Genomic DNA, 14,398 nt, shown 5'->3' on the forward strand with positions numbered 1-14,398 from the left:
AGCCGGGATCATAGATTTCAATAAACTTGTCACTTTTTTACCGCTTTCTATCCGTTTTTGTTTGGGACTATATAGTTCCCGTCAAAACACGCTTTACAGTAACTCTGATCGTTACCCACACTTCTTATGAGACCTTCGATAGAGAGATAGGCCAAAGAGTCGGCACCAATATACTCTTTTATCTCCGGAGTGCTCATCCTCGCACTTATAAGCTCCTTCTCTTCCGGAGTATCAACTCCGTAATAGCATGGACCGGTTGTAGGAGGAGAACTTATCCTCATATGCACCTCTTTGGCTCCCGCATCTTTAAGAATCTGTACAATTTTTTTACTTGTCGTTCCTCTTACTATACTGTCATCAATGACTATAAGTCTTTTTCCTTTTATCAGTTCCGATATGGGGTTTAGTTTCATTTTAACTTTCAGATCTCTTATCTCCTGAGTAGGCTCGATAAAAGTTCTTCCCACATAGTGGTTTCTTATAATACCAAGTTCAAAAGGTATACCACTCTCTTCGGCATAGCCCAAAGCAGCCGCAACACCGCTGTCCGGAACCGGCACTACCATATCGGCATCTACCGGAAATTCCCTTGCAAGCTCTCTACCCATGTTTTTTCTAAGCTTGTATACGCTTTTTCCGAATATATAACTATCCGGCCTTGCAAAATAGATAAATTCAAAAATACATTTATGCGGAGTCGGCTCGAATACCTGTATGCTTCTTGGTTCTTTCCCTTTTTCAAAAACCACCATTTCACCCGGTTTAATATCTCTTAAATATGTAGCACCGATAAGATCAAATGCGCATGTCTCGCTGGCAACCACATATCCGTCGCCGAGTTTTGCGATACTGAGCGGTCTGAAACCGTGTGGATCTCGTATGGCAAACATCTTTTTACGGCTCAAAAATAGCAAAGAGTATGCACCTTCTATCCTTTTTACAGCATCGATTATCCTGTCGTACAGATGTTCTTTCTGACTTTTAGCGATAAGATGGATAAGATTTTCCGTATCCATAAACGTCTGAAAAATTGCACCCTCTCTTATGAGCTCACGTCTTACCTCTTTGGAATTTGTAAGGTTGCCGTTATGAACAACTGCAATCTGCCCAAGGTCATATCTTGCAAATATAGGCTGGGCATCCAAAATAGAATCATCACCTGCGGTAGAGTATCTTGTATGTCCTACCGCAGCATCTCCTGTAAGTTTTTTTAGTTTTGCTTTGTCAAAAACCTGTGTTACTAGTCCTCTATTTTTTACTAGATGAAGTCTCTCGCCGTCACTGCTGCATATACCGGCAGCTTCCTGTCCCCTATGTTGCATACTAAAAAGTGAAAAATAGGCATATTTTGCCGCTTCCGGCACATCATACACACCTACCACTGCACACTTTTCATTTAAAGAAAACAATTTTCAATCCTTTTTCATATTTCACTGTCATAGTCATTTAAAATTATTATATTCCAAGGCAATCGTTTATACTATACAAACCGCTCTCTTGATTTACAAGCCATTTGGCTGCTTTAATCGCACCTTTTGCAAATGTGTCCCTGCTTGTAGCAGTATGATTTAGTTCTATATACTCTCCCACGTTATAAAACCCTACTGTATGGCGACCTACTATATCGCCGCCTCTCAGGGCGAAAACACCGATCTCATCTTTGGACCTTTCGCCGATATTGCCGTTTCTTCCGCTTACTCTTACTTTATCTAGATCAAGACCTCTGCCTCTTGCCGCATATTCGGCAAGTGTCAGAGCCGTTCCGCTCGGAGCATCCTTTTTATGCCTGTGGTGCATTTCAACTATTTCGATATCGAAATCAGATAGAGTTTTGGATGTAATCTCCACAAGCTTTTTAAGCAGAGCAATTCCCACCGACATATTAGTAGCATACAAAACCGGCATCTTTTTTGAAACTTCGCTTATAAGATTCATCTGATGCTCACTCAATCCCGTTGTGCCTATTACGAGAGGTTTCGGATTTTTGAGTACACTCTCAAGCAGAGCTTCGGTACCCTCAGGCAGTGTAAAGTCAATGACAACATCACTGTTTTGCAGCAGAGTCTCAATACTGTTGGTTATCAGTGCACCCGGAACTTCAAAATCAATCTCATCTATCACATGAACAGAGCTGACTTTTGCATAATCATCATTTTTCAGATTTTCTATAATCAGTTTTCCGACTCTTCCACTTCCGCCGTAAACTCCGACATTGATCATTATCTCTCCTAATGTTCTATATTTTCTATATAATTTATTGCACTTATTGCAGCAGTTGCTCCGTCACCGGCAGCACATACAACCTGTTTTGCGGCATCAATCCTCACATCGCCTGCTGCAAAAAGGCCGGGAACGGAAGTTCTCATCTTCAGGTCTACAATAATTTCACCATATTCGTTTACTTCACACAGAAATTTTCCATCATCCTGTTTCAAAACCTGATTATTTACAACATTTCCTACAAAAACAAAGACCCCCGGCACTTTCAAATCTATAGTTTTATCACTTTGTTCTACGACAAGCCCCTGTACACCCATATTGTCGCCGTATACTTTCTGTACTTTTGCATTAAGTATAAACTCTATTTTTTCATTATTTTGGGCTCGTTCTACTGTTGATGGCGCAGCTCTAAATCTGTCACGTCTATGTATAAGATAAACTTTTGAACAGATATTTGCAAGATACAAAGCCTCTTCAAGAGCAGTGTCACCTCCGCCTATAACCGCAACTTCTTTATTTTTATAAAAAAATCCGTCACATGTGGCACATGTACTGACACCTCGTCCAAAAAATTCGTCTTCTCCTTCAAAACCGGCTCTTTTTGGCGTACTTCCCGTACAGACAACTACGCTTTTGGCATCATATGTCTTGCCACTGAGAAGCTCAATTTTGAAAGTTTTGTCTTCGTTATGAGATACTTTTACAACCTCTTCCATCTCATGTTTGAGACCAAATTTCATACACTGCTTAGGCCAGCACTCCATAAGTTCCATTCCAGTGACAACTTCGCAGACACCGGGATAGTTCTCTATTTCGCTGCTCTGTGTTATCTGCCCTCCTGGCATTCCTTTTTCAAACATAATCACATTACCTAGCCCGCCTCTTGTGGCATAAAGCCCCGCTGTCAGTCCCGCAGGACCACCACCGATAATTGCCAAATCCAGCATAGCTGCTCCTTGTCAGTTTAAAATAAATAAGTCCACTCTTTTAATATTGACCGGCTATAACTTTAGTTGTTCAATATTATTAAAAACTCTCTTTAAAAGGGATAAATTTTTAGAAAAGATTGATAGGTTAAGAGGCAAAAGGCTGTAGAAGGGAAATAAGAGTAATTTTTTCAATCAAAAGTCTAATATACTCTAATGCGGGCAAAAGCCCGCACAATTTAGCCAAGAAGAGAGTCGAGTTTTTCTTTGAAAGCCTGTTTTGAAGCGGCACCAACCATCTGATCCACAAGTTCACCGTCTTTGAAAAAGAGGATTGTAGGAATGGATCTGATTCCGTATCTGATAGCAATATCCTGCTCTTCGTCTGTATTTACTTTGCAGATTTTTGCTTTTCCTTCATACTCTTCGGCCAGTTCGTCAATAACTGGGGCAATCATCCTACACGGCCCGCACCAGGGAGCCCAAAAATCTACCAAAACAACACCATCTTTAATAGTGCTATCAAAATTTGAAGCATTTAATTCTAAATATTTACCCATTTTTTCTCCTTTATAAAATATTATGAAAATGTTTACATAAATTTGTGCAAACAGACAAATATTATACTTATTTTATCTTTAAAATGACTTATTGGCTAATCTGCTGTAATGTTTTCCAGATGAACAAGTTCGCCGCTTTTAACAATAACTGCATCTATCTGGTAATCCGTATCAATTCCGGTTTTAAGGAAAAAATAGTCGACAGTTTTGATTATTTTTGAAAGTTTAGATGGAGTAACAGCATAAACAGGATCAAAATTTTTTCCACTTTTGACCTCAATAAAATGAAGGATTCCGTTTCTTGATGCAATTATATCTATCTCGCCAAATCTGGAATAAAAGTTCCTCTCGACAATTACGAATCCTTCTGAAATCAGATATTCACATACCCTTGTTTCCGCAAAATTTCCTTTTACTCTACTCAACTCTAACCTTTACGGATTTGAATCTGGCAGTTTTCACCAGCTCATCCGCCTCATCTCCGAAAAGATAGTTGATATGGCTTTTTGCATGATGGAAAGAGGTATAGAGAGTCCCTCTTTTTACTGTTTTAGAAAATTTCACTCTAAGAGGGCGGCTTCGGCCATATTTGGAAATTAGAACAACTCTCTCTTTTCCTTTAAAATAGACCTTGTCTTTTTCACTGGCCAGAAGTATATCTTCTTTATGCCTTTTTGACAGAGACTTACACGCATTTGTCTGAGCAGCATTATTATACTGTGCGATTATCCTGCCTGTAGTAAGATAGAAATGATGATCTCTGTTTTTTATCATATCTTTTAAATGCCCCCTTAATTTATAGGGGTTGTATCTGAAATAGCCAAATCCGTCATCCGTTCTGAACTTCTCAATGTGAAGTATAGATGTATCCTCTTCTTTAACAGGCCACTGCAGACCTCTTAAGAGATTCTTCTCAAACTTTTCATATTCTGCACCGCCAAATCTCTCATTTGCCACAACTCTTACCTCATTCCACACATCTTCTGTCTCTTTGAAACCAAAGTCGACTCCCAGCCTTTTTGCTATCTCGCTTATAACTTCCCAGTCATCAGGAAGGTCTGTTTCAACAAGAGGCTTGGAAAGGTGCATCCTTCTTTCCGCATTAACATATATTCCGGTTTTTTCATATGAACTTTTCACACCAAAAACAATATCTGCAAATTTTATAATCTGGGTAGGAAATATTTCGTTTACCATAAGAAATTCAAGATTTTTCAGCGCTTTGTGGATTTTATTCTGATTCGGATGAATATGCGCTATATCCTCACCCATATTGAAAAGTGCCTTTATTTTATTCTCATTCATGGCATCAATCAGATCGGGAGTCATCAGACCGATTTTTTTCGGTGTTTTATAGTCGGGCAGAAAATAGGGCAGACACCCCATATCACATGTTCCCTGCACATTGTTCTGTCCGCGCAGAGGCATAAGACCGGCTCCTTTTTTACCTATGTTTCCGGTCAACATGGCAAGGTTTGCCAAAGCCATGACCGCATAGCTTCCGTCTATATGCTCCGATACGCCAAGTCCCCATATGATAAGACTTTTTTTCGTAGCAAGAAGTCGCGCGACTGCTCTTATTTTTTCGGGAAGATCCTCATATCCCCGTATTTTTGAGAGGATTTCCGGATTTGCAAACTCATCTTCAAGTATATTTTTTCTATACTCTTCAAATCCTTTTGTTCTTTTATTTATAAAATCGCGATTCTCAAGATTTTCACTCAATATCACAAATGCCAGCATATTGAAAATCATCAGGTTGGTTTCATAGGGAATTGAGAGATGGTAGTTTGCAAATTTTGACAGTGCAATCTCCCTTACATCTATAACCCCGAGACCTGCGCCATTGTTTTTTATCGCCTCCAAAATTCTGTTTGCAACTATCGGATGAGCTTCGGTGGTATTTGAGCCGATGACAAGCATAAATTCTGTTTCATAGATATCATCAAAAGGATTTGTCGCAGCACCTTCGCCTATTGTTTCTTTAAGGCCTTTGAGACTCGGTGAATGGCATACTCTTGCACAGTTGTCCACATGCGGTGAACCAATAACCTCTCTTGTAAATTTCTGAAAAAGATAGCTGCTTTCGCAGTTTGTTCTGGCACCGCCGATTGCGGCAAAGGAATCGGCTCCGTATTTTTGCGTAATCTCTTTGAGCTTGAAAGCTGCAATATCGTATGCCAGAGTGTATGGAATTTCATAAAATTCAGCATCAAACTCTTTTAGATTTTCAATAATATCGCCAAAATTTGCTTTCAGCTTTTCATATTCCCTTTTGAGGAACTCTTTTTTTATTCGGGCATTTTTTATCTTATCGGGACTGTAAAGATACTCCCAACCGTATTTGCCTTTTACGCACAGCTTCCCACGGCTTACCACTCCTTCGGGAAGAGCATACATCTTTTCAATTTTGCCGTTTTTTATATCGGCTGCAACATCGCACCCCACACCGCAATAGGTACAGACACTGACTTTTCTCACCCCTCTCCTCCGACTTTTTTATTGTTGACATATCTTATAATCTTATCTCTTAAAGATGGCGGCATGAAAGAGAGAAGTTTTATCGCCAAGTAAAACATTAAGGGAAAAGCGTACTCTTTTTTCTCTTTTTCTATCGCATAGACTATTTTTTCAACCCCTGATTGAAGGTCCATAAAAAAAGGCATTTTGAAACTGTTTTTTCGAGTCATAGGAGTATCGATGAATCCTGGAAGAATATTTATAACTTTTATGTTATATCTGTACAGATGGTTTCTAATCCCTTCGGCATAGGAGTTAAGGGCTCTTTTTGATGTACTGTAGGCTGTTGAAGTGGGCATAGTCACCAAAGAGGCAAGAGAAGATATAAAAACAATTTTCCCGGCTCTTTTTGACTTCATATCTTCCAAGAAAGGCTCCAAAAGAAAAGGAATTGATAAAAAATTGACTCTCATCATATATTCAATATCCTCATATTTAGCATATTCACAGTTATGTCCTGCCGATATACCAGCATTTGCTATGATCATATCTATCCCGCCGGATTTTTCCAATATATCCTTTTTCACAACTTCCAGTTTTTTGTAATCGCTCAGGTCGCAAGGATATATAAAGACCTCCGCTCCTTTTTCCTCCAGCTCGTTTTTCAGACTTTTTAAAAGATTTTCTCTTCTTGAAATCAGAAAAAGAGAATCTCCCCTTTTTGCATATCTTTTTGATAGCTCCCTGCCTATACCGCTGCTGGCACCGGTAACAAGGATTTTTATTGTCGCTCCTCAACTCGTATCATCACCGGTTCGGCTTTGACATAATCTTTGGCTCTGATTCTTTCAAGAGCTTTTTGTATCTCTTTTTCAAGGCATACATGTGTGGAAAGCAGGAGATTTGCCGTTGTTTTAGATTGCGGTTTTTGGAGCATTGATTCGACAGATATGCTGTTTTCGCCAAGTATCTGGGCAATATCAGCAAGGACTCCCGGCCTGTCGAGAACAGAAATTCTCAGATAATATTTTGAACTTATATTTTCGGATGCGGCAAGAGTCATTCCTGTCTCAAGCGGCCTTTTAAATCCAAGCATAGGAGAACATTTGCCGCCCCTAGCAATATCTATGATATTTGATATGACAGCACTCGCAGTTGCATCTCCACCTGCACCGGGACCGTAATACATAGTTTCGCCGACAAAATCTCCTATTACGCTGATACCGTTCATTACACCGTCTACTTTTGCTATCATCTCCTCTTTCGGAACAAGAACAGGATGGACTCTAAGCTCCACTTCGTTGCCATTCTTTTTTGCAATTGCCAAAAGTTTGATTGCGTATCCGAACTCCCGCGCAAACTCAAAATCGAGTGAAGATATTTTCGTTATGCCTTCTATCAAAATATCTTCCGGTTTCGCATCTATTCCGTAAGCTATGCTTGCTAAAATCAAAAGCTTATGAGCAGCATCGTAACCCTCTATGTCGAAAGTGGGATCAGCTTCTGCATAGCCCAGTTCCTGAGCCTCTTTGAGCGTTGGGCCAAAGTCTGCACCCTCTTTGTCCATTTTTGTCAGAATAAAATTGCAGGTACCGTTCATAATACCTTTTATAGCTTCTATATGGTTTGCACTCAGGCCTTCTCTAAGAGCCTTGATGATGGGAATTCCTCCCGCAACGCTCGCTTCAAATTCAAAAGGTATTCCTCCTGCAATCTCCTGAAGCTCGTACCTGTGATATGCAAGAAGGGCTTTGTTTGCAGTTACAACGGCTTTTTTATTCTCGAGAGCTTTTTTTACAACTTTGTATGCTTCGTCCACTCCTCCCATAAGTTCTACAATTATATCGATAGAATCGTCTTCTATTATCTCATATGGGTCGTCTGTAAGAGGAATATCAACACCCCGTTTCCTGCCCAGATTTCTGACCGCCCCTTTTGCCACAACTATCTCTTTGCCGGCTCGGGCACTAATGATATCTCTGTTTTTATTCAATATTTTTACAACACTTTCACCTACAGTTCCTACACCGATAATTCCTACTCTTATCATCCTTTTTCCCTGTCAGTTGGAATAGTCTTTCAAAAATTTTTTTATATTTCTTGCAGCTTGTCTGATTCTTTTTTCATTTTCTATAAGAGCAATTCTTACATGATTTTCGCCGTACTCTCCAAAACCTATACCTGGACTAACGGCAACTTTTGCTTCTGTGAGAAGCTTTTTGCTAAACTCCAGACTCCCCATCTCTTCAAACTCTTTTGGAATTCTTGCCCAAACAAACATAGTCGACTTGGGCTTTGCTATATCCCATCCCGCTTTTGAGAAACTTTCAATCAGCACATCCCTTCTTTTTTCATACTTTTTTCTTATCTCTTCAACACAATCCTGTGGTCCGTTGAGAGCAACAGTTGCAGCTACCTGAATAGGAGTGAACATTCCGTAGTCTATCCAGCTCTTTATCTTTTGCAAAGCGCCCACAAGTTTTCTGTTCCCCACGACAAATCCCACTCTCCATCCGGCCATATTGTAGCTTTTACTGAGAGTAAAACTCTCTACGGCTACATCCTTGGCACCATCAGCCTCAAATATGGAAGGAGTTCTGTATCCGTCATATGTCAGATCAGCATAGGCTATATCGCTAAGGATATAAAATCTCTCTTTTTTTGCAATTCCAACCAGCCTCTCGTAAAAACTTTTAGTTACTGTTGCAGTTGAGGGATTGTGAGGAAAGTTTACCACAAGAAATTTAGGTTTCGGAAAAGAGTCTAGAAGCGCCTTTTCAAGATTTTCAAAAAACTTATCTTCATCCACTTCATAAAATTCGTTATATACAAGCTCCATTTTCTGAACATTCCCGCCGGCCAAAACAAAAGCATAGGAGTGTATGGGATAGGTAGGATCAGGCACTATTGCAACATCCCCCGGATTTGTTACAGCCTGCACAAGATGCACATAACCCTCTTTACTGCCCATAGTTGCTACCGCTTCGGTTTCCGGATCAAGTGCTACGCCGTATCTTCTTTCATACCAGTTACAGATAGCGAGTCTTAGTTTGTATATACCCTTGCTTGCACTATAACCGTGATTTTTTGGTTTTTGCGCAGATTCTATAAGTTTTTCGATAATATGCTGCGGTGCAGGTCCATCCGGATTTCCCATACTAAAATCTATAATATCTTCTCCGGCTCTTCTTGCAGCCATTTTAAGTTCATTTACCGCAGCAAATACATATTTTGGCAATCTTTCTATTTTGCTGAATCTTATCTCGTCAAACATAATTATCCTTTAATCCCTTATTCCAAAACAACTTTCAATCCGTTTTTTATATTGCCAAGTGTATAAATATCGGAAATTTTTATATAATAGGCATTTTCCGGAAGCCTCAGAACAATCCAACTTGTCTTTTCATCTTTTTTATAAACTTTGAGAAGATGAAGTCTTTTATCGTATATGGCCACTCTTGGATACCAACTGTTTCCGGGCATACTTGCAATGGAAATTTTACGCCCCTTTGGAAGAGCCAGCCAATAGTCGGAAACAGGTTTTTTCAGTTTCGTTTTCACATTTGGTTCAAGTTCCAGCACATCAAGATACGCTCCGTTTATATCAACGGTATACACCCATCTTTCTTCATCTTCTCTTCTTATATCAAGTATCAAGCAACCCTCTTTTTTCAAAGCATTGCTTAAAATGACTGGATCGATAGCATATTCCGCTGTTAGTGAAATACTCCAGTAAAAACCGTCATCTTCGTTTCTGGCTTCATAAGTTAAAAAATAGTAATATCCGAGCTCTCTTAGTTTATCACTCACTAGTTTTATAAAAAACAGTGGATATCCGTTTGTTCTGAACGTAACGATCAATTTTCTCGGTTCATTGAAAAAAAGCTTGAGCAGACCGTTTTCTTTGAGTCTTTGAACAACTTTTACAATATCCACATGGCTTTCGTCCAAATAAAATTCGTTTCTGTTTTCAAAAATCTTCTCTATCAGTTTCTGATGCTGAATATAACTTTTTTTATCAACTAGGCTTTTGATTTTTTCCTCTAAAATATCTCCAAAGCCTGCAGAGATTATGATCAGAAAAAGAAAAATGTATCTTACCAATTTCTACCTCTGTTAAAACTTTTAAATTCTTCTTTGTCTATCTCTTTTAAGATACCTTTTTGTATAAGAAAATATTTTTTATCTTTTGACTTAATATCTGTTATATTCGAGTCACCCAAAACCCTTATCATTCCGTGTCCGGTTACAATAAGCTGGTCTCTTGAGGCGTTAAGTTCTACCGGCTCTTTGGTTGTTAACTGCTTTTTCTTAAAATTATCGAGATAAATTATACCCACCCAAACCTTCTGTTTCGGTTCAATTGCATAAAATCTTCTCTTTTTTTCTTCTGCTGTTTCTTTTTTCAAAATCTTTTCAGACTCAGCCGCAGGTAGTAGTGTATCATTCTTTTCAAAATTATCTTTTGAAGATAATTTTTCGGTATTTTTTTCTATCTCTTTTTTCTCCTGAGATATCATCTCCTGCAGAGATTTTTCACTAAACTCTTTCTTATCTGATATTTCCTCAGACTTTTGAAGCAATATCTCTTCTTCTGTCTTTTTGCTCTCTACACTATCTGAAACATCGTTTTGGTAGAAAAGAAAAACCGAAGCTGCCAAAAGCACAATCAATACTGCCGCTATAAAAGGAAATGTAGGTTTTTTATTTGCAGAGAGTTTCTCTTTTTTTTCCAAAACCTTCCTGCTCTTTACCTCATCGGCTCCCTCTGAAAATCGGCTCTTTATATCATTTCTAAGCTCATTCAGGTCTACATCGAACTCTCTTTCGATTATTTTGACAAATCCCAAAGCCTGAACTTTGTCAAATTTGGAAAAATCACCTTCAAGAAGAGACTCAATATGTCTGTGGGCTATATATGTTCTTTTGTGTATCTCTTCTATACCGATTTTTTTCAGCTTCTCAAGGTCGTTACTCATCACGCATCCTGTCTATCAATATTGCGGCAGCAGCACTGACATTTAACGAATCAAATTCTCTTTTCATCTTTATGGACAAAAGCCTGTCACTTCTTTTGCAAACCCTTGCCGGAAGGCCTTCTCCTTCACTGCCCAAAATCAATACTTTTTTGGGTGCAAAAGTAACTTTTCTAACATCTTCTCCTTCCATAGAGGCACTGTAAACACAAAAGCCGCTCTGTTTCAATTCGTTCAAAAGATCATATATGTTCGGACAAAGAGCTATATCCATATCCAGAGCCGCTGCGCTGCTCGCCCTTATAACACCTTCCATATTTACATTTTTTATTCCGCTTATAACTACTCCGTCAACACCCAAAGCGTAGGCTGTTCTAACTATAGAGCCTATATTCCCAACATCTGTTATCGAATAAAGAACCGCAACGAAATCTCCTGTTTTTACGGTAGCTATATCTTTAAATTCAAAATCTTCTATCTCGGCAAGAAACCCCTGATGATTGCCGCCTTTTGCCAAAGCCTGAGCTTTTTTTGGATCAACTTTTATTACAGGAGCTCCGCTCTTTTTTATCTTTGAAAAGATTTTTGGGTCTATATCTTTTGCCAGATATACTTTTTTTAAAAGATGTCGATGTTTTTCTAGAATATATGCGATTATCTGTTTTCCGTATACTATCATAATGAATCTTATCCGAAAATGGCTTAAAGTTAATTAGAACTGCATGATCCGGTATCACATACTATATCTACAGTGCAGTCGGCATTGCTGTCAAGTGTCAAAAGATCACCGCTCAGATATGTGTTTCCTGTTGCACATCCCCATCTTCTTCCATCATAATCCATTATGAGAATTGTATCTGTAGAAGAGCCCGAAGTAGTATATGTATAGTTACTTACACCGTCATCCAACCTATAGCATGTTCCGTTATATGTAAAACTTTTCGTTCCGCTATTTGTCAAGATGACGGTATAGGCACTACATGATGTACCGCTTCCGCCCGAGGTTGTATTTACTTCAGGATTTACCGTCAGAGTCAGACTTTTTGTATAACTGTTCGAACAGTTATCAGTTACCGAAACAGTTATCTGATGAGTTCCGGCAGTACCCTGGGCAAGGTCGCCAGATATCACATTGTCTGTTGCTGACAGATTTGCCGGAAGGCCGCTTATACTCCAGCTAAAGGGAGTTACTCCTCCTTCTGAGAATATCGTTGTTGTGGGATATGTCTGCCCCTCCTGTCCAAAAGGAAGGAAAAGGGTCGTTATGTTCAGCGGTTTTGGCAAAACCTTTATATTTCCGCTGTAGTTTTTCGTATCTCCCGCAGCATCCGTAACTGTAGCCGTAACAGTTAGATTTTGGTCACAAACGTCAAGTTCGCCCGTATTTGTAGCAGTGTAGCAGTTTATCGTTCCGCTGATTGTACCGTCACTGTTGATATTAAGACCACACTCTGCGCTTCCGCTCCAGCTATAAGGAGCTTTTCCGCCTGTTACTGATAGTTGATAGTAGTAGGGACTGTCCTCTTCACCCTGAGGAAGAACCGACGATGTACTTACCTCCAGCGGTTTGCATCCTTCAAGTGACTGAAGCTCTGCTATCGTTACCCATTCTGCTATATCATCATATGCCTCAGGTCTGTTTATATCACCGGAATAGTTGTCTATATTGTCAACTCCATAGTCGTATATCGATATGTTTGTATCAACTGTTACAGCAAGGTTTCCTGATGTTTGATTGTTTTGGTTCTCTCCCGCACTCAGAACTATAAAAGCTACATTTTTCACATAGTCGAATGTATTGCATGCTGAATCTTTACAGATTTTAAGTCCCAAACGGTTTGAGTTTGTGCCGCAAAAGCCTCCGCTTCCTGCAAGAGAAGAATCGTATATATAAAAAAGAGGATTTCCGTATGTATCTTCAAATTTTGGAACAGTAGTTGAAAACTCTGCAGAATCCGGCAAATATCCGTGCCTTGTAGCATACCCTTTTATAGCCTCTTCGGCACTCTTTACTATCTCTTTGTTCTGTCTTATTTTACTGTTTTGTATCATAAGTTTGTATGCCGTCATACCGATACCCAAAAGAAGACCGATAATAATCAGCACCATAGAGAGTTCTACAAGGGTAAAAGCTCGTCTGTTCATAAATTTTCCTACTGCTAAATTGGAGTATGAATTATAATATTACAATATTTTTTAATATAAGGTTATGAAGTTTCGTTTCTTAGAAGATGGTTATAGCACTCTTTTATACTTTTACCCGTAATTTTTGAAAGAAGTTTTGCAGCCTGCTTTTTAGGAATATCCAGTGAAAGAATATCGTTTATATCTAGAGCCGTCTCCTTTTTTTCGGAAGCTTTTATTATAACGACCCACTCACCTTTTATATTCTCGTTTTTCAGTTTTTCAAAAATTTGGACAACTTTGCCTCTGTAATATTTTTGAAATTTTTTTGTAAGCTCTTTTACCGCAAATACTTCTCTGTCACAATCATATGCGACTATCTCTTCAAATAGTTTAAGAAGTCTGTGCGGAGATTCGTAAATTATGGTGTCAAATCCGGAATTCATTACATTTTCAAAAGCTCTCTTTCTATCATGTCCTTTATGGGGCAAAAAACCGAAAAAAAGAAACCTGGAAGAGTTGAAACCGCTCGCAGCATATGCGGTAACAAAAGCCGAAGGACCCGGCAACACATCATATTCGATACCGTTTTTAATACAATAGTCCACAAGTATCGCACCAGGATCGCTTATACCGGGCATACCTGCATCACTCACATAAACCACATTTTTATCAAAAAAAGATGGATCAATTTTTTGAAGAAATTTTTTTTCATTATGAGAGTGCAAAGATATAAATCTAGCCGGCGCAGGAGCAATATTGTACTTCTGTTTTACCAGTCCAAGCAGTTTTTTTGTAACTCTTGTATCTTCACAGAGAAATATATCGGCTTTTTCAAGGGCTTTTAGAGCCCTTGCAGAGATATCTTCGATATTGCCTATAGGAGTAGGAACCAGAGTGAGCAATTTATTTCATATTGTATTTACGTTTAAATTTCTCGACACGTCCGGCAGTATCTACAATCTTTTCGGAACCTGTAAAAAACGGATGGCATTTGTCACAGATGTCGATTTTGAGTTCGCTTTTGTTTGACAAAACTACAAAATGGTTGCCGCATGCACAAGTAACAGAACATTCCATATATTCAGGATGTATGCCTTTTTTCATTATCTATTCCTTATAAAAATTTGTG

The 14,398-nt window shown here is 38.9% G+C and carries 15 protein-coding genes; all 15 read right to left on the reverse strand.

What is annotated here, in order from left to right; genetic code table 11:
- Positions 1-47 precede the first annotated feature (47 nt).
- On the reverse strand, positions 48-1,409 hold the full coding sequence (gene purF, locus EPR_RS08115; protein WP_200762723.1) for an amidophosphoribosyltransferase: 1,362 nt from the start codon (positions 1,407-1,409) through the stop codon (positions 48-50).
- A 46-nt stretch (positions 1,410-1,455) separates the two neighbouring features.
- A complete protein-coding gene (gene dapB, locus EPR_RS08120) occupies positions 1,456-2,220 on the reverse strand; it encodes a 4-hydroxy-tetrahydrodipicolinate reductase (RefSeq protein ID WP_200762724.1) in 765 nt (254 codons plus the stop codon).
- Positions 2,221-2,228: 8 nt separating this feature from the next.
- Entirely contained in the window at positions 2,229-3,167 is a 939-nt protein-coding gene (gene trxB, locus EPR_RS08125) for a thioredoxin-disulfide reductase (RefSeq protein ID WP_200762725.1), read from the reverse strand.
- 218 nt (positions 3,168-3,385) lie between these two features.
- Entirely contained in the window at positions 3,386-3,706 is a 321-nt protein-coding gene (gene trxA, locus EPR_RS08130) for a thioredoxin (RefSeq protein ID WP_200762726.1), read from the reverse strand.
- A 95-nt stretch (positions 3,707-3,801) separates the two neighbouring features.
- The gene (locus EPR_RS08135) at positions 3,802-4,131 is read right to left on the reverse strand and encodes a YraN family protein (protein WP_200762727.1); all 330 of its coding nucleotides are present in this window, start codon (positions 4,129-4,131) and stop codon (positions 3,802-3,804) included.
- Complete coding sequence (locus tag EPR_RS08140; RefSeq protein ID WP_200762728.1) at positions 4,124-6,187, reverse strand: molybdopterin oxidoreductase family protein; 2,064 nt, start codon at positions 6,185-6,187, stop codon at positions 4,124-4,126. The genes EPR_RS08135 and EPR_RS08140 overlap by 8 nt, the downstream gene beginning before the upstream one ends.
- Positions 6,184-6,951, reverse strand: a complete 768-nt coding sequence (locus EPR_RS08145; RefSeq protein WP_200764215.1) for an SDR family NAD(P)-dependent oxidoreductase — start codon at positions 6,949-6,951, stop codon at positions 6,184-6,186. Before EPR_RS08145 ends, EPR_RS08140 begins: the two co-directional genes overlap by 4 nt.
- Positions 6,948-8,216 carry a homoserine dehydrogenase gene (locus tag EPR_RS08150; RefSeq protein ID WP_200762729.1) on the reverse strand — a complete coding sequence of 423 codons (1,269 nt, stop codon included), beginning with the start codon at positions 8,214-8,216 and terminating at the stop codon, positions 6,948-6,950. The genes EPR_RS08145 and EPR_RS08150 overlap by 4 nt, the downstream gene beginning before the upstream one ends.
- Positions 8,217-8,228: 12 nt before the next feature.
- The gene (locus tag EPR_RS08155; RefSeq protein ID WP_200762730.1) at positions 8,229-9,440 is read right to left on the reverse strand and encodes an LL-diaminopimelate aminotransferase; all 1,212 of its coding nucleotides are present in this window, start codon (positions 9,438-9,440) and stop codon (positions 8,229-8,231) included.
- A 17-nt stretch (positions 9,441-9,457) separates the two neighbouring features.
- The gene (locus EPR_RS08160) at positions 9,458-10,270 is read right to left on the reverse strand and encodes a hypothetical protein (RefSeq protein ID WP_200762731.1); all 813 of its coding nucleotides are present in this window, start codon (positions 10,268-10,270) and stop codon (positions 9,458-9,460) included.
- Positions 10,264-11,145: a hypothetical protein gene (locus tag EPR_RS08165; RefSeq protein ID WP_200762732.1), complete on the reverse strand. Its 882-nt coding sequence runs from the start codon at positions 11,143-11,145 to the stop codon at positions 10,264-10,266. Before EPR_RS08165 ends, EPR_RS08160 begins: the two co-directional genes overlap by 7 nt.
- Entirely contained in the window at positions 11,138-11,821 is a 684-nt protein-coding gene (rlmB, locus tag EPR_RS08170; RefSeq protein WP_200762733.1) for a 23S rRNA (guanosine(2251)-2'-O)-methyltransferase RlmB, read from the reverse strand. The genes EPR_RS08165 and rlmB overlap by 8 nt, the downstream gene beginning before the upstream one ends.
- A gap of 29 nt (positions 11,822-11,850) precedes the next feature.
- Positions 11,851-13,287 carry a type II secretion system protein gene (locus EPR_RS08175; protein ID WP_200762734.1) on the reverse strand — a complete coding sequence of 479 codons (1,437 nt, stop codon included), beginning with the start codon at positions 13,285-13,287 and terminating at the stop codon, positions 11,851-11,853.
- A gap of 62 nt (positions 13,288-13,349) precedes the next feature.
- The gene (rsmI, locus tag EPR_RS08180) at positions 13,350-14,171 is read right to left on the reverse strand and encodes a 16S rRNA (cytidine(1402)-2'-O)-methyltransferase (protein WP_200762735.1); all 822 of its coding nucleotides are present in this window, start codon (positions 14,169-14,171) and stop codon (positions 13,350-13,352) included.
- A gap of 1 nt (position 14,172) precedes the next feature.
- Positions 14,173-14,373 (reverse strand): 50S ribosomal protein L31, encoded by a 201-nt coding sequence (rpmE, locus tag EPR_RS08185; RefSeq protein ID WP_200762736.1) that lies wholly within the window; start codon positions 14,371-14,373, stop codon positions 14,173-14,175.
- Positions 14,374-14,398 lie beyond the last annotated feature (25 nt).

Source organism: Nitrosophilus alvini (genome assembly GCF_015100395.1).
Lineage (GTDB): Bacteria > Campylobacterota > Campylobacteria > Campylobacterales > Nitratiruptoraceae > Nitrosophilus > Nitrosophilus alvini.